This window comes from Burkholderia orbicola (assembly GCF_900100915.1).
In the GTDB taxonomy this organism is placed as follows: Bacteria; Pseudomonadota; Gammaproteobacteria; order Burkholderiales; family Burkholderiaceae; genus Burkholderia; species Burkholderia orbicola.
Window position 1 is genome coordinate 2,144,209 of sequence record NZ_FNKW01000002.1, and the last position, 19,503, is coordinate 2,163,711.

At 66.9% G+C, this 19,503-nt stretch carries 16 protein-coding genes and 1 pseudogene; 9 read left to right on the plus strand and 8 right to left on the minus strand.

From position 1 onward, the window contains the following. Positions 1-124: 124 nt before the first annotated feature. Positions 125-685 carry a GNAT family N-acetyltransferase gene (locus tag BLS50_RS26560; RefSeq protein WP_074805326.1) on the minus strand — a complete coding sequence of 187 codons (561 nt, stop codon included), beginning with the start codon at positions 683-685 and terminating at the stop codon, positions 125-127. Continuing rightward, positions 682-1,539, minus strand: a complete 858-nt coding sequence (locus tag BLS50_RS26565) for a class I SAM-dependent methyltransferase (RefSeq protein WP_074805329.1) — start codon at positions 1,537-1,539, stop codon at positions 682-684. Before BLS50_RS26565 ends, BLS50_RS26560 begins: the two co-directional genes overlap by 4 nt. 311 nt (positions 1,540-1,850) lie before the next feature. Between BLS50_RS26565 and BLS50_RS26570 the strand changes: the two genes are divergently transcribed. Then, positions 1,851-3,395: a methyl-accepting chemotaxis protein gene (locus BLS50_RS26570; RefSeq protein WP_074805332.1), complete on the plus strand. Its 1,545-nt coding sequence runs from the start codon at positions 1,851-1,853 to the stop codon at positions 3,393-3,395. Between the two features lie 412 nt (positions 3,396-3,807). After that, positions 3,808-5,352 (plus strand): methyl-accepting chemotaxis protein, encoded by a 1,545-nt coding sequence (locus BLS50_RS26575; RefSeq protein ID WP_074805335.1) that lies wholly within the window; start codon positions 3,808-3,810, stop codon positions 5,350-5,352. A 114-nt stretch (positions 5,353-5,466) separates the two neighbouring features. Here the strand turns inward: BLS50_RS26575 and gabD are convergent, their stop codons facing one another. Both gabD and BLS50_RS26585 read right to left on the minus strand, forming a co-directional pair. Next, positions 5,467-6,936 (minus strand): NADP-dependent succinate-semialdehyde dehydrogenase, encoded by a 1,470-nt coding sequence (gabD, locus tag BLS50_RS26580; protein ID WP_074806741.1) that lies wholly within the window; start codon positions 6,934-6,936, stop codon positions 5,467-5,469. 91 nt (positions 6,937-7,027) lie between these two features. Next, on the minus strand, positions 7,028-8,311 hold the full coding sequence (locus BLS50_RS26585; protein ID WP_074806738.1) for a 4-aminobutyrate--2-oxoglutarate transaminase: 1,284 nt from the start codon (positions 8,309-8,311) through the stop codon (positions 7,028-7,030). A 126-nt stretch (positions 8,312-8,437) separates the two neighbouring features. Here BLS50_RS26585 and pdxR point away from each other — a divergent pair, with 126 nt between their 5' ends. After that, complete coding sequence (gene pdxR / locus BLS50_RS26590; RefSeq protein ID WP_074805338.1) at positions 8,438-9,946, plus strand: MocR-like pyridoxine biosynthesis transcription factor PdxR; 1,509 nt, start codon at positions 8,438-8,440, stop codon at positions 9,944-9,946. Between the two features lie 256 nt (positions 9,947-10,202). On the opposite strand, the gene BLS50_RS26595 is transcribed toward pdxR, so the two are convergent. Beyond that, positions 10,203-11,039, minus strand: coding sequence for a DMT family transporter (locus tag BLS50_RS26595; protein WP_074805341.1), 837 nt, complete (start codon positions 11,037-11,039; stop codon positions 10,203-10,205). A gap of 112 nt (positions 11,040-11,151) precedes the next feature. Here BLS50_RS26595 and selD point away from each other — a divergent pair, with 112 nt between their 5' ends. The 3 genes and pseudogenes from selD to BLS50_RS26610 all read left to right on the plus strand — a co-directional run bounded on the left by selD (position 11,152) and on the right by BLS50_RS26610 (position 14,185). Further along, the gene (gene selD, locus BLS50_RS26600) at positions 11,152-12,216 is read left to right on the plus strand and encodes a selenide, water dikinase SelD (protein WP_080486942.1); all 1,065 of its coding nucleotides are present in this window, start codon (positions 11,152-11,154) and stop codon (positions 12,214-12,216) included. A 72-nt stretch (positions 12,217-12,288) separates the two neighbouring features. Beyond that, positions 12,289-12,877, plus strand: a pseudogene (locus tag BLS50_RS26605) (LysE family translocator). Positions 12,878-13,105: 228 nt separating this feature from the next. Further along, positions 13,106-14,185, plus strand: coding sequence for a purine-nucleoside phosphorylase (locus BLS50_RS26610; protein WP_074805348.1), 1,080 nt, complete (start codon positions 13,106-13,108; stop codon positions 14,183-14,185). Between the two features lie 228 nt (positions 14,186-14,413). Here the strand turns inward: BLS50_RS26610 and BLS50_RS26615 are convergent, their stop codons facing one another. Together BLS50_RS26615 and BLS50_RS26620 are read right to left on the minus strand one after the other, a co-directional pair. Beyond that, the gene (locus BLS50_RS26615) at positions 14,414-14,707 is read right to left on the minus strand and encodes a DUF4148 domain-containing protein (protein WP_006480444.1); all 294 of its coding nucleotides are present in this window, start codon (positions 14,705-14,707) and stop codon (positions 14,414-14,416) included. A 386-nt stretch (positions 14,708-15,093) separates the two neighbouring features. Beyond that, positions 15,094-15,915, minus strand: a complete 822-nt coding sequence (locus BLS50_RS26620; protein WP_256334168.1) for a response regulator transcription factor — start codon at positions 15,913-15,915, stop codon at positions 15,094-15,096. A gap of 93 nt (positions 15,916-16,008) precedes the next feature. Between BLS50_RS26620 and BLS50_RS26625 the strand changes: the two genes are divergently transcribed. Then, positions 16,009-16,428, plus strand: coding sequence for an H-NS histone family protein (locus BLS50_RS26625; protein ID WP_249191881.1), 420 nt, complete (start codon positions 16,009-16,011; stop codon positions 16,426-16,428). 134 nt (positions 16,429-16,562) lie between these two features. Continuing rightward, a complete protein-coding gene (locus tag BLS50_RS26630; RefSeq protein ID WP_124624866.1) occupies positions 16,563-17,411 on the plus strand; it encodes a hypothetical protein in 849 nt (282 codons plus the stop codon). 21 nt (positions 17,412-17,432) lie between these two features. On the opposite strand, the gene ceoR is transcribed toward BLS50_RS26630, so the two are convergent. After that, complete coding sequence (gene ceoR, locus BLS50_RS26635; protein WP_053524464.1) at positions 17,433-18,437, minus strand: putative multidrug efflux transcriptional regulator CeoR; 1,005 nt, start codon at positions 18,435-18,437, stop codon at positions 17,433-17,435. Between the two features lie 174 nt (positions 18,438-18,611). Here ceoR and BLS50_RS26640 point away from each other — a divergent pair, with 174 nt between their 5' ends. Then, a complete protein-coding gene (locus BLS50_RS26640; protein WP_074805355.1) occupies positions 18,612-19,472 on the plus strand; it encodes an alpha/beta hydrolase in 861 nt (286 codons plus the stop codon). The last annotated feature ends 31 nt before the right edge of the window (positions 19,473-19,503 follow it).

Consider the following 19,503-nt stretch of genomic DNA (forward strand, 5'->3'; position numbering starts at 1 on the left):
GGATCTTCGGCGTGGCGGGCGGTGGCGGGTCGTTGTTCAATGTCGCGCTCCGTGACGGCTGATGGCAGCGGATGACGGCTGGGGCAGGGCGGAAAATTCTACGCTTCATCCACGTGCCGGGCCGTCACGCGGTCGGCCCTTCGAGGTGAATATCCTCGGGCTCGAGCGCGTAAAGCTCGGGATCGGGCGCCGTGCTGACCGTGAAGCCGAGCCGCAGGTAGAAGTCGATCGTGCGCTGCGACGGCGTCGCCGACACATACAGGCGCTCGGCCCCCATCGCGCGTGCCTGCACCTGCGCCGCGCGGTAGAGCTGTTCGCCGAGCCTGCAACCGCGCCAGTCGTGGCTTACATGCAGGAACTTCAACTGCAGCATGTCGCCCCGCGGGCCGAGCGGCCGGCTGTCGATGATCGCTGCCGCGACGAGCCGCGCGCCGTTGAACCGGCCGAGAAACCAGCCGCCGCGGTCGTGGCAGTCGAGCAGGATCGGCGTGTAGTGGTCGGCTTCGCCGTCGGGCCAGCCAGCCACGTCGTAGAACTCGGGCACGAGATGCAGCGCGCCGTCGCGCAATACGTACAGGTGTTCGATGATTTCTCGCCGGTCGATGGTCCACACGAGCGGCACGTCGTCGCGGGCCAGCAGGCGGGCCGACAGCGCGTCGCGCTCGGCGGCGGTGCGGCGGGTCATGCGGCCCTCCGGTGCGCGGCGATTGCGTACATCAACGGCAGGCGCGGCATGCCTTCGGGCGGCACCATCCGGCGGCCCGCCAGCTCACGCATGCCGTCGAAGCCCTTCCAGCCGTTCGAGTACGGATATTCGTTCAGGCGGTCGATCGCGAGCCCGGCCGATATCAGCGCATTCACGACGTCGCCGATGCCCCACATGAACTCGTAGCTCGGATGCGGGTTCGCGAAACCGACGATGCCCGGATGATCGTGCTGCTCGCCGAGCCCCGTGCCGGACGCCGCGACGTAATCGCCGACGCCTGTGGGTTCCTCGGTCGCGTCGCCGTTGAAGTAGTCGTAGCGCGGCTGCCACTGTTCGTCGAAATACAGTGAGAACGGATGGAACTCGACCATCGCGAAGCGGCCACCCGGCGCGAGCAACGAGGCGATCCCGCGCGCCCATGCGCTCAGGTCCGACAGCCAGCAGATCGCGCCGTACGACGTGAACACGCGATCGAAGCGCTCGCCGCGCGCGGCCGCTGCGGGCATCCAGTCGAGTATGTCGGCGCGCTCGAAGCGCGCGGGCAGGTCCGCGTCGGCCGACAGTTGCCGCGCGAAGTCGATCGCCTCGTCGGAGATGTCGACGCCGGTTGCATCCGCGCCGTCGCGCACGAGGCTCAGCGTGTCCTGTCCCGCGTTGCATTGCAGGTGCAAGAGCCGCAAACCGGTGAGATCGCCGAGCAGTTCGCGTTCTTCCGGAAACAGCGTCGAGCCGCCATTGCGGAAAAATGCAGCCTGATCGCCTTTATGGCTGTTATGCGCGACCGTCGCCGTATTCCAGGACAGCCGATTCAGTTCATGCAATGCCTTTTTCATCGGATTCGAATTCAGGTCGAATGGGGCAGGATAAGCGAATCGTTTCGCCGCACGCAACGGCTGCGGGCATTGTCAATGCCGCGCGGCGCTTCGTGACAGCCAGATAAACGCGCGCGGTGATTATCGCCGGATTATTTGATCGAAATCATGGCAATAGCGGAATTGCCTGTTTTATGCGCAACGGAATTAAGGTTTTCCAGCGAATTGCCGACAGTAAGGACGAGAGTGTCGTAAAGCGAGCAACCGTTTTTCGGCTACTGAGCGCGATTTCAGCGCGGCGCGGACGACAGATCCGCCTTTCGGAGCCTTGCATGCGCAACAACCAGCCCGTTACCCAACAGGAATTCGATTTTCCCGACGACGTCACGCTGATGTCGACGACCGATGCCGACAGTGTCATCACCTACGCGAACACGACGTTCGCGCAGGTGAGCGGGTTCTCGAACGAGGAACTCGTCGGCCAGCCGCACAACGTGGTGCGTCACCCGGACATGCCGAAGGAGGCGTTCGCCGACATGTGGGCGACGCTGCGGCGCGGCGAGCCTTGGACCGCGCTCGTGAAGAACCGCCGCAAGAATGGCGATCACTACTGGGTGCGCGCGAACGCGATTCCGGTGGTGCGCAACGGCGCGCCGCAAGGCTACATGTCGGTGCGCACGAAGGCGCCGCACGACGAGACCCGGGCTGCGGACGCGCTGTATCGCGCGTTCCGCGAAGGCAAGGCTGGCCAGCGCCGGTTCCACAAGGGCCTCGTCATCCGCACCGGGCTGCTGCGGATCGCATCGCTGTCGCAGACGATGTCGGTGCGCGCGCGCGTTCATTCGGCGCTGTGCGTGCTGGCGCCGGGCGTCATCGGCGCGGGGTGGGCCTGCGGGCTCACCGGCGGCGGCCTCGCGGCGTTTGCCGGCGTGACGGTGGGCGCGGCGGCGGCCGCCGGCTGGTGGCTCGACGCGCAGATCGTGCAACCGCTGAAGCGGCTGCAAGAGCAGGCGCTGAACGTCGCGACCGGCGAGAGCCGACGCGGCGTGCGGATGAACCGCGTCGACGAGATCGGCATGACGCTGCGCACGATCAACCAGCTCGGACTGATGTTCCGCTGGCTCGTTGACGACGTCAGCGAGCAGGTGCACAACGTGCAGCGCGCGAGCAACGAGATCGCGCAGGGCAACGGCGACCTGAGCGCGCGCACCGAACAGGCCGCGTCAAGCGTGCAGCAGACCGCCGCGTCGATGGCCGAGATGACGGCGACCGTGTCCAGCAATGCCGAGACCGCGCTGCAGGCGAATCAGTTGTCGGTGTCCGCGAGCGATGCGGCCGAGCGCGGCGGGCAGGCGGTGAGCGAGGTCGTCACGACGATGAGCGAGATCACCGCCAGTTCGCGCAAGATCGCGGACATCATCGGCGTGATCGACGGCATCGCGTTCCAGACCAACATCCTCGCGCTGAACGCGGCGGTCGAGGCCGCGCGTGCTGGCGAGCAGGGGCGCGGTTTCGCGGTGGTCGCCGGCGAAGTGCGGGCGCTCGCACAGCGCAGCGCGAACGCGGCGAAGGAGATCAAGACGTTGATCGGCGCGAGTGTCGAGCGGGTCGAGTCGGGCGCGCGGATCGTCGATGGGGCGGGGAAGACGATGGAAGACATCGTCACGCAGGTGAAGCGCGTATCGGATCTCATCGCGGAGATCAGCTCGTCGACGGCCGAGCAAAGTACGGGCGTCGCGCAGGTCGACCAGGCGGTCGTGCATCTGGACAACATTACGCAGCAGAACGCGGCGCTGGTCGAGCAGAGCACGGCGGCATCGGAGAGCCTGAAACAGCAGGCGACGCGGCTCGTGGATGCGGTGAACGTGTTCAGGTGATGGCGCGAAAGGGGGCGCGACGTGCGGGTGATCGATGAACGCCGGATGTCGCGCACAGCGCCCATTCAGGTTTGCGGGTTAAATCGAATGACCTGGAATGGGAGATATTCGTATTTCCGATTGCGTGTTTGCGCATTAAATCGCGCCGAAATCATGACGCTCAATGATCAGACGAATAGCCGCCAAACCGTTGCCAGACAAGGCGTTTCGTTTTATCCATGAACAAGTTATTCGGCAAAAACAAGTTGATGCATCTTTAATGAATATTTACCCGAATGCGGCATAATGTTTTCGCCGAATTTGCCGAAAGTGCAGGAGCCTGACTCACATGCATGCGAATCGATCGCCATGCGCGGGGGTCTCGAATCAATCGACGAGCGGACGCAAGATCCGCCACCCGGAGCTCCACACCATGCGCAACAACCAGCCCGTCACGCAACGCGAATTCGAATTTGCCGATGATGCGACGCTGATGTCGACGACCGATGCCGACAGCTATATCACTTACGCGAACGCGGCATTCATCCAGGTCAGCGGCTTTTCTCCCGAGGAGATCGAAGGCCAGCCGCACAACGTGGTGCGGCATCCGGACATGCCGAAGGAGGCGTTCGCCGACATGTGGGCGACGCTCAAGGGCGGCGAGCCGTGGACCGCGCTCGTGAAGAACCGCCGCAAGAACGGCGATCACTACTGGGTGCGCGCGAACGCGATTCCGGTGATGCGCAACGGGCAGCCGAAGGGCTATATGTCGGTGCGCACGAAGGCGACGCGCGACGAGATCGCGGCCGCCGAGGCGCTGTATCGCGATTTCCGCGAAGGCAAGGCCGGCAGCCGCCGGTTCCACAAGGGATTGATCGTGCGCACGGGCGCGCTGCGCGTCGCGTCGCTGTTCCAGACGATGTCGGTGCGGGCGCGGCTGGTGTCGACGCTGTGCGTGCTGGCGCCGGCCGTCATCGGCGCCGGCTGGGCGGCCGGGTTGACCGGCGGCGGGCTCGCGGCGTTTGCCGGTGCGGCGGTCGGCGTGACGGCGGCGGCCGGGCTGTGGCTCGACGCGCAGATCGTGCGGCCGCTCCGGCAGCTGCGCGACGAGGCGTTGCGCGTGGCGACCGGCGAGAGCCGCAGCGGCGTGCGGATGAACCGCGTCGACGAGATCGGCATGACGCTGCGCACGATCAACCAGCTCGGGCTGATGTTCCGCTGGCTCGTCGACGACGTCAGCGAACAGGTGCTGAACGTGCAGCGCGCAAGCAACGAGATCGCGCAGGGCAACAACGACCTGAGCGCGCGCACCGAGCAGGCGTCGACGAGCGTGCAGCAGACGGCCGCATCGATGGCCGAGATGACGGCGACCGTGTCGAGCAATGCGGAGACGGCCCTGCAGGCGAATCAGTTGTCGGTGTCCGCGAGCGAGGCGGCCGGGCGCGGCGGGCAGGCGGTGAACGAAGTCGTCGCGACGATGAACGACATCACCGCCAGCTCGCGCAAGATCGCCGACATCATCGGCGTGATCGACGGCATCGCATTCCAGACCAACATCCTCGCGTTGAATGCGGCGGTCGAGGCGGCGCGCGCGGGCGATCAGGGGCGCGGTTTCGCGGTGGTGGCCGGCGAAGTGCGCGCACTCGCGCAGCGCAGCGCGAACGCGGCGAAGGAGATCAAGACGCTGATCGGCGCGAGCGTCGAGCGGGTCGAGTCGGGTGCGCGGATCGTCGATGGCGCGGGCAAGACGATGGAGGACATCGTCACGCAGGTTAAGCGCGTGTCGGATCTCATCGCGGAGATCAGCTCGTCGACGGCCGAACAGAGCACGGGCGTCGCGCAGGTCGACCAGGCGGTCGTGCATCTGGACAACATCACGCAGCAGAACGCGGCGCTCGTCGAGCAGAGCACGGCGGCATCGGAGAGCCTGAAACAGCAGGCGACGCGGCTGGTGGAGGCGGTGAACGTGTTCCGCTGATCGCGGGAAGGGAAAGTGACGCGGGCGCGACGGAGAGGCGCCGGCCCGCGTCGGGCCGCCCGGTTCCGGCCGGGCGGCGAGGGCCTGTCGCCGGGAAGCGGCAGGCCCGAACCGTCAGACGGCCAGGCAGAGGTACTTGATCACGACGTAGTCGTCGATGCCGTAGTGCGAGCCTTCGCGGCCGAGGCCCGACTGCTTGACGCCGCCGAACGGCGCGACTTCGTTCGAGATCAGGCCCGTGTTCACGCCGACCATCCCGTATTCGAGCGCTTCGGCCACCTTCCACACGCGGCCGATGTCGCGGCTGTAGAAGTACGCGGCGAGGCCGAACTCGGTGTCGTTTGCGAGGCGGATCACCTCGTCGTCGCTGCCGAACTTGAACAGCGGCGCGAGCGGCCCGAACGTCTCTTCCTTCGCGACCTTCATCGCCGGCGTGACGCCCGTCAGCACGGTCGGCTCGAAGAAGCCGTGGCCGAGCGCGTGGCGCTTGCCGCCCGTCACGACGGTCGCGCCCTTCGCGAGCGCGTCCTCGATGTGCGCCTCGACCTTCAGCACGGCCGCTTCGTTGATCAGCGGGCCCTGCGTGACGCCCGGCTCCGTGCCGCGGCCGACCTTCAACTGGCCGACGGCCGCCGCGAGCTTCTGCGCGAACTGGTCGTACACCGCTTCGTGCACGTAGAAGCGGTTCGTGCACACGCACGTCTGGCCGCTGTTGCGGTACTTCGACGCGATCGCACCCTGCACGGCCGCATCGAGATCGGCGTCGTCGAACACGATGAACGGCGCGTTGCCGCCGAGCTCCAGCGATACCTTCTTGACCGTCGCCGCGCACTGCGCCATCAGCAGGCGGCCGACCGGCGTCGAGCCCGTGAACGACAGCTTGCGCACGATCGGGTTCGACGTCAGCTCGCCGCCGATCGCCTTCGGGTCGCCCGTGACGACGCTGAACACGCCGGCCGGCACGCCCGCGCGCTCGGCCAGCACCGCCATCGCGAGCGCGGAGAACGGCGTCGCTTCCGCCGGCTTCACGACGATCGGGCAGCCTGCCGCGAGTGCCGGGCCGACCTTGCGCGTGATCATCGCCGCCGGGAAGTTCCATGGCGTGATCGCCGCGCATACGCCGATCGCTTCCTTCGTCACGACGATGCGCTTGTCGCTCGCCGGCGTCGGGATCGTGTCGCCGTATACGCGCTTGCCTTCTTCCGCAAACCATTCGAGGAACGACGCCGCGTAGCCGATTTCGCCCTTCGCTTCGGCGAGCGACTTGCCCTGCTCGGTCGTGAGGATCAGCGCGAGGTCGTCGGCGTTGTCCATCATCAGGTCATGCCACTTGCGCAGGATGACCGCACGCTCCTTCGCGGTCTTCTTGCGCCACGCCGGCCATGCGGCGTTCGCGGCGTCGATCGCGTGACGCGTTTCCGTCGTGCCCATCGCCGGCACGGTGCCGAGCAGGCCGCCGGTGGCCGGGTTGCGGACCTCGAACGTCTCGCCGTTCGTCGCGCCTTGCCATTCGCCGTTGACGTACGCCTGCTGGCGGAACAGCGACGGATCTTTCAGTGCCAGGGTTTCCTGAACCGTGCTCATATGCATCACCTGCTTCGAAAAAGGACGGATGAAAACGGCCGCCGCCGTCTTCACGACGGCGGCGGCGCATTCAGTTGAAGTGGACGGGCACTCAGGCCGGCACGCCGACCGTTTCCTTCAGCACTTCCTCGAGGATCACCAGCGCTTCGTCGAACACGGCTTGCGGGATCGTCAGCGGGAACAGGAAGCGCACGACGTTCGAGTACACGCCGCACACGAGCAGCAGCAGGCCGCGCTCGAGCGCACGCGTCTGCACGCGCTTCGTGAATTCGGCATCCGGCTCGCCCGAACCCGGCTTCAGGAATTCGACCGCGATCATCGCGCCCGGGCCACGCACGTCGGCGATCTGCGGCACGTCGGCCTGCAGCGCGTTCAGCTTCGCCTTCAGCACGTCGCCGAGTTGCGTCGCGCGCTCGCACAGCTTCTCTTCGTCGATGATCTCGAGCACCGCGTGCGCGGAGGCGACCGCCAGCGGGTTGCCCGCGTAGGTGCCGCCGAGGCCGCCGGGGGCGGCCGCGTCCATCACGTCCGCCCGGCCGACGACGCCCGACAGCGGCATGCCGCCTGCGAGGCTCTTCGCCATCGTGATCAGGTCGGCCAGCACGTCGTAGTGCTGCATCGCGAACAGCTTGCCGGTGCGCGCGAAGCCCGTCTGCACTTCGTCGGCGATCAGCAGGATGCCGTGTTCGTTACAGATCTTGCGCAGCGCGCGCACGAATTCGGCCGGCGCCGGGTTGAAGCCGCCTTCGCCCTGGACCGGTTCGAAGATGATCGCGGCGACGCGCTTCGGATCGATGTCGGCCTTGAACAGCATCTCGATCGCCTTGATCGAGTCGGCGGTCGTCACGCCGTGCACGGCGTTCGGGTACGGCGCGTGGAACACGTCGCCCGGGAACGGGCCGAAGTTCAGCTTGTACGGCGCGACCTTGCCGGTCAGCGCCATGCCCATCATCGTGCGGCCGTGGAAGCCGCCCGCGAACGCGATGACGCCCGGACGGCCGGTTGCCGCGCGCGCGATCTTGATCGCGTTCTCGACGGCTTCGGCGCCGGTCGTGAAGAACGCCGTCTTCTTCGGGAAGTCGCCCGGCGCGCGCTCGTTGATCTTTTCCGCCAGTTCGACGTACGACGCGTACGGGACGATCTGGTAAGCGGTGTGCGTGAAGTTGTTCAGCTGATCGGCGATCGCCTTGACGATCTTCGGGTGACGGTGGCCCGTGTTCAGCACCGCGATGCCGGCGGCGAAATCGATGAAGCGGCGGCCTTCGACATCCCACAGCTCCGCGTTCTCGGCGCGGGCGGCGTAGAAATCGCACATCACGCCGACGCCGCGCGGGGTGGCGGCGTTCTTGCGGGCCTGCAGGTCGGCATTCTTCACGGTCATCTCCTTGATGTTCTGTCCGGTGGGTAGGGAATCGGGCGCCTTGGCAGCCCATGGAGGCGACTATAATCACATTTGGCTCTGGCAATCAGAGCCATTTCAATAAATATTCAGGAGCCAATCATGCGCGCGAGCGTGTTGTCGGACTGGCTGGCGCAGCGCCTCGTGCGCGGCGGCGAACAGCCGATCTACCGGCAGCTTCACCGGCTGCTGCAACAGGCGATCCTGTCGCGCGAACTGCCGGCCGGCACGCGCGTGCCGTCGTCGCGGCTGCTGGCCGCCGAGCTCGGGATCGCGCGCAACACGGTCACGCAGGTTTACGAACAGCTTGCGCTCGAAGGCTATGTGAACTCGGCGACGGGGCGCGGCACGTTCGTCGCCGACAGCGCGCCGGACGAGATCGTCGGCGCGCCGCCCGACGCGGGCGCAGGCCCGGCCGTCGTGACGCCGTCCGTGCGGCGGCTGTCCGCGCGCGGTACGCGGCTCGTCGAAGGCGCCGGCGTGTCGAAGCGCCAGGGCGGCGCGTTCATGCCGGGCGTGCCCGATGTGTCGCGCTTTCCGGCGCGCGTGTGGACGCGGCTGCACAACAAGTACTGGCGGCGCTTGCGCCCGGACCTGCTGACCTACGCGCCCGGCGGCGGCCTCGCGCTGCTGCGCGAGGCGCTGGCCGACTACCTGCGCACGTCGCGCTCGGTGCGCTGCACGCCCGAGCAGATCGTGATCACGACCGGCATCCACCAGTCGATCGACCTCGCGGTGCGGCTGCTGACCGATCCGGGCGACGCGATCTGGACCGAGGACCCGTGCTACTGGGGCGTGCGCAGCGTGCTGAACGTGTCGGGGTTGACCACGCGGCCGATTCCGGTCGACGACGAAGGGATCGCGCCGTCGGCCGCCGATCTGGCCGAGCCGCCGAAGCTGATGCTCGTCACGCCGTCGCACCAGTATCCGCTCGGCATGGTGATGAGCCTTGCGCGGCGGCGGATGTTGCTCGAATACGCGCGCCAGCACGGCTGCTGGATCATCGAGGACGATTACGACAGCGAATTCCGCTACGGCAGCCGGCCGCTCGCGTCGCTGCAGGGTCTCGACACGGCCGGGCAGGTGATCTACGTCGGCAGTTTCGGCAAGACGCTGTTCCCGGGGCTGCGGGTCGGCTATCTGGTCGCGCCGGAGCCGCTCGCGGAGAGTTTCGCGACCGCGAGCGCCGAGCTGTATCGCGAAGGGCAGTTGCTGCAGCAGGCCGTGCTCGCCGAATTCATCGCGGAAGGGCATTTCGTGTCGCACATCCGCAAGATGCGCACACTGTACGGGCAACGCCGCGAGGTGCTGCTCGAGGCGGTCGCGCGGCGCTACGGCGATACGCTGCACGCGCTCGGCAGCGACGCCGGGCTGCATCTCGTCACGCAATTGCCGGCGGGCGTCGACGATCGCGCGGTCGCGCAGGCCGCGCTGGAGCGCAACATCGTCGTGCGGCCACTGTCCGGGTATTACGCGGACCGCTCGCGGGCTGCCTCGGGGTTGCTGCTCGGCTATGCGTGCGTGCCGGAAGACGAGATCGCGACCGCGTTCGCGACGCTTGCCGAGGCGATCGACGAGCGGGCGTTCGGCGGGGCCGTTGCGGTGGCTTGACGTGCGAGCACGGCAATATCGGCTCGTCGTGATGCCGTCAAAGGCCGATCGAGGCTCGATACGCTTCGCGACGACGAGGGAATTTCGTGCGCTACTGGCCAGCCTGCTTCCGCGTCGTCGAACGGGAATCGCCAACATGCCTCTTCCTGATACGGCAAGAGCGGCGGGCAGTGTTGCAAAGCGTAGCGGTGCGGAGGAAGCCCCCGCACCGAATCAGTCGTGAACACCGGCACTGATCAGGCGCCCGGTTCGGGCATTACAACCGGATCAACGCCGCGCCCGCGACCACCAGCGCACACGCCGCAAGCCGCTGCGCGCCGGGCCGCTCGCGCATCACGAACCAGCCGATCGCGACCGCGAAGATCGAGCTCGTTTCGCGCAGCGCCGATACGGTCGCGACCGGCAGGTGCCGGTACGCGAGGATCACGATCCCGTAAGCGGCGAGCGAGATCGTGCCGGCGATCGCGCCTTGCGTGAGCGCGGGGCGCGAGCCGAGCACCGCGCGCGGGCCGCCGCGTACCGCGCAGACGAGCACGAGCTGCGGCACGCTCCACAGCAGGTACACCCATGCGATATAGCCGAGCGCGCTGCCGGACACGCGCGAGCCGATCCCGTCGCAGATCGAATACGCGGCGATGAACACGCCCGTGAGCAGCGCATACGGCACGCCTTCCCCGGAAAACCGGAAGCCGCGCCGCAGCGCGAGCGACATGATCCCGAACGACACGAGCGCGATGCCCGCGAAGCCGAACGGCGTCGGCCGCTCGTGCAGCATCGCGAGCGCCAGCACCGATACGAGCAGCGGCGAGATCCCGCGCGCGATCGGGTAGATCTGCCCGAATTCGCCGTTGCGGTACGCGCGCGCCAGCGTGAAGCAGTACGCGACCTCGAGCGCGGCCGACGCGGCGACGTACGGCCACGCAGCGGGCGCCGGCGCAGGCAGCAGCACGGCGCCGACGATGCCGAACGCGAGATACGGCAGCGACATCGTGCCGAGCTGGACCAGCCGGTCTTCGCTGACGTGGAGAAACGCGTTCCAGATGGCGTGCAGCAGCGCGGAGCACAGCACGAGGCCGATGAACAGGTGATCCATGAACGAAGGGCGGACGGGAGGGGCGGAAGTGGGGCCGTCAATTATGTGGGTATCGGGCGCGTTCGCGCGGAATTGTCGATAATGGAACGTTGTTATTCACCGGATGCCGACGATGACCGAAGCCACCCAAGCCCAGCCTGCCGTTCCGCGCCTCACGAGCCTGTCGCACGGAGGCGGCTGCGGTTGCAAGATCGCGCCGGGCGTGCTGTCCGAGCTGCTCAAGCGCGCGACGCCGCCCGCGCTGTTCCCGGATCTGCTGGTCGGCACCGAGACCTCCGACGACGCGGCCGTCTACCGGCTCAACGACGAGCAGGCGATCGTCGCGACCACCGATTTCTTCATGCCGATCGTCGACGATCCGTTCGACTTCGGCCGCATCGCGGCCACCAACGCGCTGTCCGACGTCTATGCGATGGGCGGCAAGCCGATCCTCGCGCTCGCGCTGGTCGGCATGCCGATCAACGTGCTGCCGCACGAGACGATCGCGGCCGTGCTGCGCGGCGGCGAATCGGTGTGCGCGGAGGCCGGCATTCCGGTCGCGGGCGGCCATTCGATCGATTCGGTCGAGCCGATCTACGGGCTCGCGGCGATCGGCGTCGTGCATCCGTCGCGCGTGAAGCGCAACGCGGCCGCGCGCGCGGGCGATGTGCTCGTGCTCGGCAAGCCGCTCGGCGTTGGCGTGCTGTCGGCCGCGCTGAAGAAGAACCAGCTCGATGCCGACGGTTACGCGCAGATGGTCGCGACCACCACCAAGCTGAACCGGCCGGGCGCCGAGCTTGCCACGCTGCCGGGCGTGCATGCGCTGACCGACGTCACGGGCTTCGGGCTGCTCGGCCATACGCTCGAACTGGCGCGCGGTGCGCAACTTACCGCGCGCTTGCACTATGCGTCGCTGCCGTGGCTGGCGGGCGTCGAGACGTTCGTGGCCGACGGCGTGTTCACCGGTGCGTCGGGCCGCAACTGGGCCGCGTACGGCGCCGACGTGCGGCTCGCGGCCGGGCTGCCGCCCGTCGCGCAGGCGCTGCTGACCGATCCGCAGACGTCGGGCGGGCTGCTGGTCGCGTGTGCGCCCGAGGCCGTCGACGACGTGCTCGCCTGCTTCCGCGCCGACGGTTTCGATCGCGCGGCCGTGATCGGCGAGATGGTGGACGGGCCCGCACGCGTCGACGTCGCCTGACGCGTTTTCTCTCACGCTGGCGCGCCGTCGGTCGATAGAATCGAGGCCTTCCGCTGAAGGCGCCGCCGACCGATGAACGACTTCCGTTCGGGCTGATGATCGTGTCGGTCGGGCCCGTCGCGCTGATGATCGCGAACTACGGCATGCGCGCCGGCACGGCGACCGGCGTGCGCGCGGCGATCGGGGTGGCCGCGGCCGACGGCTGTCATGCGGTCGTCGCGTTCACGATCGGCGCGACGCTCGCGGGCACGTTGGCGTCGCATCTGTCGCTGTTCCGCAGGGTCGGTGCGCTCGTGCTGCTCGCGATGGGCGCGCGGATGCTGTGGCAGGCGCTGCGCGACCGGCGCCGCACGCTCGATGGCGACGTAGCGCCGCCGCGGGGTAATCGCCCGTGCATGGCGATGTTCTTCGTCACGCTCGCGAATCCGCTGACCATCCTGCTGTTCTACGGCTATGCGACGGCTGCCGCCGGTGCGCATCGGCACTGGTTGCTGGTGCCGCATGCGTGTTTGTCGGCAGCCTCATCGGGCAACTCGTGTTCGCGTTCGGCGGCGGCGCAATCGGGCGCTTCGTGAAATCGCCGGGGTGGCTCGCGGCGAGCCATGTGGTCGCCGCACTCGTCGTGCTCGGTTACGGCGTCGCGGGGCTGATGCGCGTGTAGCGCGGCGCGAAGCGGCCGACGTCGCGCGCGGCGACGAACCCGATAGCATTCCTGATGTTTGCAAGGCCGCGACGAATACGCGCCTTTCCGTCACGCAACACGCAGCCGTTCGCACGCAACACCGCCGGCCGTTTCGTAGTCGGGTTCCACATCGCGCACGCCCGTTCTATACTCGTCGCGCAGTCTCCGACAGCCGTTCTCATCCAATCACCGAAACAAGGAACGCCGATGCTGACTCGCTCCATCCTTTCCGCCGCTGCATTCTCGCTTGCCGCCTGTGCGACCGCGCCGTCGATCGCGCAGGACAACCAGGGCAACGATGCCGGCAACGCAGCATTCGCCGAGACCGGCTCGCATGGCCGCCCGGTCAAGGTCATGATCATCACGATGTTCGGGCCGGAAGGCCAGGCGTGGCTCGACCGGCTCGGCCCGTGGCGCGACACCACCGTGCCCGGCCTGTCGCCCGACTATCCGGCGGTCCACTGCAACAAGCAGGACGTGTGCGTGGTCACGACCGGCATGGGCTATGCGAACGCGTCGGCGACGATCATGGCGCTCACGTTCTCGCAACGCTTCGATCTGCGCCGCACATATTTCCTGGTCTCGGGTATCGCGGGCGTCGACCCCGCACAGGGCACGGTCGGATCGGCCGCGTGGTCGAAATACCTCGTCGATTTCAGCCTGCAGTGGGAGCTCGATGCGCGCGAGATCCCGGCCGGCTGGAACACCGGCTATCTCGGCATCAACACGAAGAGCCCGAACGACAAGCCGCCGCTCGACTATCGCACCGAAGTGTTCCAGCTCAACCCGCAGTTGACCGACGCCGCCTACGCGCTGTCGCGCAACGTTGTACTGGCCGACAGCGCACAGGCGCAGGCCGCGCGCGCGAAGTTCACGTACGCGCCGGCGAACCGGCCGCCGACGGTGATCCAGTGCGATACGTCATCGGGCAACACGTGGTTCTCGGGCACGCTGATCGGCGAGCGCGCGCGCCAGTGGACCAAGATCCTGACGGACGGCAAGGGCACCTACTGCATGACCGCCCAGGAGGACAACGCGACGTATGAAGCGCTCAAGCGCGCGGCGAGCGTGAAGCGGGTCGACCTGTCGCGTGTGGCCGTGCTGCGCACCGGGTCCGATTTCGATCGGCCGTACGCGGGGCAGACGAGCGCCGACAACCTGCTGAACTACGCGGATCAAGGCGGCTTCGCCCCGGCGACCGAAAACCTGTACCGCGCGGGCAATCCGCTGGTGCAGGACATCGTCACGCACTGGGGCGAATGGCGCGATGGGGTGCCGCGGCGTTGAAGGCCGGACAGCGACTCAGTCGGCGGTCAATGCAGTGAATGCGGTCAATGCGATTGCTGGGTCGAACGGAACGGCGTCCATACCGGCGTGGTGTCGTCCCAGTGATCGAGCGGCGAAGGAAGTTGGTCGTTCATCATGTTCTCCTGCAACTAATTGACTCAGCGAGTCGTCGACGAGGTAGTTCGAGACGCCGCGCAGCGGGCAACCCCGCTGCGCGGCGTTGCGCGTTTACCGGCCCCCGCCGGCAAGCTGGTTGCCTTCCGGCAGCGGACGATACGGGCCCTGGGCCAGCTCGAGCCCCTGCGGATACGAAGTTGCCTTGCGCAGGTACGCGAGCGTGCCGTCCTTGCGTGCCTGCTCGACTTCCGCACGCACTTCGGCGCGCGTGCGCGGGCCGTTGTGCTGCGAGTACCACGATGTGTTGGCGTAGTCGCCGGCGTGCGGCGTACCCGAATCGGCGAAGGCCGGTGCGGACACGGCGAGGGTGAGAGCAAGGGCCGAGAGAAGATGGCGGCGGTTCATGGTGTCACTCCTAGAGATGTCGGAGCTGGCGCCTGGGCGCTGACCCCGGTCCCGCCAGGCGGGATCTGTTCGATGCGCAACGAGGTGCGCGACAGGGTTTACTCTAGGTATCCGTTCCGTCGCGATAAATGGCGCAGACGCGAATTGAATTGTCGTCATACAGGAACAATCGGAATCCGCACGCGCAGTGAGGGCATGCGCACGGCCTTGCCGGGCGGCGCCGACAGCGGAATCAGCGCATCGGCCAGGGGGCGCGTCGCGGCGATCGGCGCGTGTGGCGCAATAGTCCTTTGCATACGGCGACACGATGCGGCGGGCGTCGCGTGCCGTTCTTCGCGCGTCGCGCCGACGGCAATCCGCTGCGCGGCATGACGGCCGGCGGCGCGTCAGATCGCTTCGAGTCGGTAGCCCAGCGTGTACACCGCGCTGAGCCGCACGCCGTTCGACGGCTGCAGCACGAGCTTCATGCGCAACCTGTAGATATGCGTGTCGAGGCTGCGCGACACGCCGGCCATATCGCGGCCCCACAGCGAGCGAATCAGCGCGTCGCGCGGCATGATGCGGCCGGGATTGCGGAACAGCAGCACCGCGAGATCGAATTCCCGGGGCGTCAGCTTGACCGGCGCGTCATGCAGCAGCACGGTTCGCGTTCGCGTGTCGATCTGGTAGCCGCCGAGCCTGAACGCGTCGTGCCCGCCGCTACCGCTGCGATACGCCCGCCTGAGCAGCGCGTTGGCACGCGCCAGCAACTCGAACTGATTGATCGGCTTGACCATGTAGTCGTCCGCGCCCGCGTTGATCGCGGAGAAGACGGCGTCGTCGCGCGCGCGTTGGGTCAGGAACAGGATTGGCAGATGGTTCCCGATCCGTTCGCGGGTCCATTGGAGTACTTCGAATCCGGACAGGCCGGGCACCAGCCAGTCGAGGATCAGCAGATCGACGACCGCGCTTTCCAGATGACGAATCGCCTGGTTTCCATTGCTGACCGCATGCACGCGATAGCCGGACGTTTCCAGTATCGAGGTGACCAGTTCGACATAGGCGGGATCATCCTCGAGATAGAGAACGTTCATGTTACGTACTCCTTCGATATTGATCGTGACGATCAGGACATATCGAGCGTCCAGCCAGGAACGGGCACGTCGACGCAGGCACGCGGCGATCGGCGTCACGCAATGTGTTGCGATGTTCGCATCGATGCGACGCAAAAATTGTCAACGATTTTGAACGCAAGCTATTCGTGAAATTAGAGGTGTTAATCAATTTTTAAGCGTGGACAGCGAATTTAATCGGCGTTTTTGTTGACAAAAGTTGTCAATGTGCGCGAGTGGCGCGATTACGCTTGGGTCATGGTGTCGGCCGGTCGGCGCAACGACATGAATGAGCGGTTCGGGGAGCAGGTCATGTTGATTTACAGGTCGTTTGTCGAAAAAAAGGCGTTGCTCGAGGCACAGCTTGAACGGGAGCGCCTTGCCATCGCGGCAACGGTATTGATCGAAGTGCGGCGCTGCGTCGAAGAGTTCGGCTTCACGTCGCGTGAGGTCTTTCCCGCCGAGGACGGCATGTCCCCGAGAAAGCGCCGTGCGAAGTACTTCAATCCTCAGACCGGCCAGACGTGGTCCGGCGTCGGCCGTGAGCCTGCATGGATGCGGGGTCAGGACCGAAGCCGGTTCGTCCTCGATGCAGCGCCCGTCGACTCGGATAAATCAGAGGATTCCTGATTAAGAAACGGCATCGAATTGTCGCGGGAGTGCGGGTGGGTTCGAGTCGCGGGGGCGCCACCTTGCGCCGCGCATCCTGCCTGCAGGGCCGACCGTCTGCCGCGCGGTGCTTCGATCGGACGGCTGGCGGTGCGATGGCCGTGGGTGGAGCGCCATCGCAAGCAGAACCGGTTCCAATACGTTCATATTACATCTGCATTGTGACAGTTCTGGTAACTGCCGGCGGCGGCTGCCGCGAGGCGGGCAACGAGGCCGACGCCGAGGGGGAAGGCTGCATGAACGACGGAACGGCTGCTCGAGACGATGGCGACGCGGCGTTCGAGCCGGTCTACGTCGGTATCGGCGTGACGCGCGAGACGCTCGAGGTGTGCATTTCCTCGCTGAGCGTGATTCTCGGCTATCGCAACGAGACGTTCGGCATCGAATCGCTGGCGGATGCGATCGCCGAATGGGCGCCGGCGCTCGTCGTGGTGGAATCGGCCGGCGGGCCCGAATGCGAGGTGGCGTGCGTGCTGCAGGCGCTGCGGTTGCCGCTGGCGATCGCCAAGCCGCATCAGGCCCGGGACTGGATTCCTGGCCACGCCGGCGGCCCGCTCGAAGGGAAGGGCGCGCGGGCGCGCCTGCTGGCAGCGCTGGCCGGGGCGCTGGATCGGCATCCGTGTAGCGGGCGGCTGGTCGAGCCGCTGCCCGATCTGCAACTCCGGCATGTGCAGGCGCTGGTGCAACGCCGCCGCCAGCTGGCGCACATGCAGATCGCGGAATATCAACTGCTGACGTGGTGCCACGCGAGCGTACGCAACGGCATCGAGCGCACGATCGCGTTCCTGAAGCATCAGATCGAGGTGGTCGATCGCCATTGCGCGCGGCACGTGAATCTGCAGCGCGACGAGTTTGCGCGAATCCTGGCGCGCGAGGGACAGCCCGGCCGCGCCGTGCAGCGCGACCCGGGCGGCGAGTTCATTCGCGGGCGGCGGCCGAAGTGATGGGGGCGGGTCGCGCCCCGCTCAGGCGACCCACTCGTTGATGACCGGCGTATCGAGCACCGGCGCGCGCTCGGCTTCCTCGAACGTGCGCTTGCTGCACGTCGCGTCGAGGCTGCCCTTGCCGCTCAGCAGCGGGCAGCGGTCGAACACTTCGGCGATCCAGTCGACGAACACGCGCACCTTCGGCGACAGATGGCGGCTATGCGGATACACGACCGAGATCGGCATCGGCAGCGGCTTGACCCCGGGCAGCACTTCCTTGAGCCGGCCTTCGCGCAGGTGCGGCAGCACCATGAACAGCGGCGGCTGGATCAGGCCGAAGCCCTCGACCCCGCACGTCACGTACGCATCCGCGTCGTTCACCGACACGATGCCCTCCATCTTCATCTCGACTTCCTTGCCGTCGATCAGGAAGGTCCAGTCGATCGTGCGGCCCGTGCGGCTGGAGAAGTAGTTGACGGCCTTGTGCTGGCCGAGATCGTCGATCGTCTGCGGCTCGCCGTGGCGCTCGAGATAGTCGGGCGACGCGACCGTCACGCATTCGAACAGGCCGACGCGGCGGGCGACGAGCGACGAATCCTGCAGCGCACCGACGCGGATCACGCAGTCGACCCCTTCCTGCAGCAGGTCGACGGGCCGGTCGGACAGGCCGAGCTGCAGGTCGATGTCCGGATAGCGCGTGTGGAATTCGCACAGCGACGGAATCACGAGCAGCCGCCCGATCGAGCCCGGCATGTCGATACGCAACTTTCCGTGCGGCTTCCGGTTGTTGGCCTGGAAGCTCGCCTCGGTTTCCTCGACGTCCGCGAGGATTCGCACGCACCGTTCGTAGTACGCGGCGCCGTCGGGCGTGAGCGACAGCCGGCGCGTGGTCCGGTGCATCAGCCGCACGCCGAGGAAGGCTTCGAGATTCTGGATGATCGTCGTGACGGACGCGCGCGGCAAGCCGAGCGTTTCAGCTGCCTTGGTGAAGCTGCTTGTATCGACGACGCGAGTAAATACCTGCATGGCCTGAAGCCGGTCCATCACAACCTCCGCAATTTAATTTGCCGCCGGAACAACAAGGCTGCGCTACCTCGTGGGTAAACGCAGCCTCGGATTGTTCGGGGGCGTTGAATTGTGTTGCCGGATTATAGGCATTTATCCCAATGTCTGCCGGACCCAGAATTCGTTCCATCTCGAAATGGATGCTGCATCGTCATGGACGCCTCTGAATTCAGCAAATTCCTGAAAGCCGCGCTGCCCGCCCAAGCCTTGGCGGGCGCGGCGCTGACGGTTGCCGAAGTGGAAATTCCCGGCTACGCACAGGACATCGTGCTGCGCCTCTACCGCCGCCCGGACAAGACCGGGCTGCCAGTAGTGCTTTATTTCCACGGCGGCGGCTTCGTCCGCGGTTCGCTCGAGGACGCCGATTTCGCCGCGCGTTTTTTAGCAGAACGCTTACCAGCGCTCGTAGTGTCGGTCGATTATTCGCTCGCGCCGGCCTTTCCTTTTCCCGCCGCGCCGGAGGATGCGTATCGCGCCGCCGTGTGGGCGGCGACGCGTGCCCGCGCGTTCGGCGGCAACCCGAAGAAGATCGGGGTCGCCGGGCACGACGCGGGCGGCCAGCTCGCGAACTGCCTGGCCTTCATCGCCCGCGACCGCGGCGAAGTGTCGATCGCCGCGCAGGCGCTGTTCGGGCCGATGCTCGACCCGAGCATGACGCGCATCGGCGACGCCGAGCGCCTCGCGTCCGACATCACCGCGCGCGAATGCGCGGCCTGCTATCGCGCGTATCTGCCGCAGGCGGCGCAGCGCATGCACCCGTACGCGGCGCCGATCGAATCGGTGCGCCTCGCGGGGCTGCCGCCGACGCTCGTCGTCACCGCGCAGAACGACGTGCTGCACGTCGAAGCGGAGAAATATGCGGGCTGCCTGATCTCGTCCGGCGTGCTCACGCAGGTGATCCGCTATCCGGACATCACGCACGCCGCGCTCGCCACGCACGAAGCCGCGTTCGAGGAAGCCGTGCGCTTCTTCCAGTGCCGCTTCCAGGCGCGTCAGCCGAACCGTCCCGAATAACCCATAACCAGACCAATCCACGTTTCCTGGA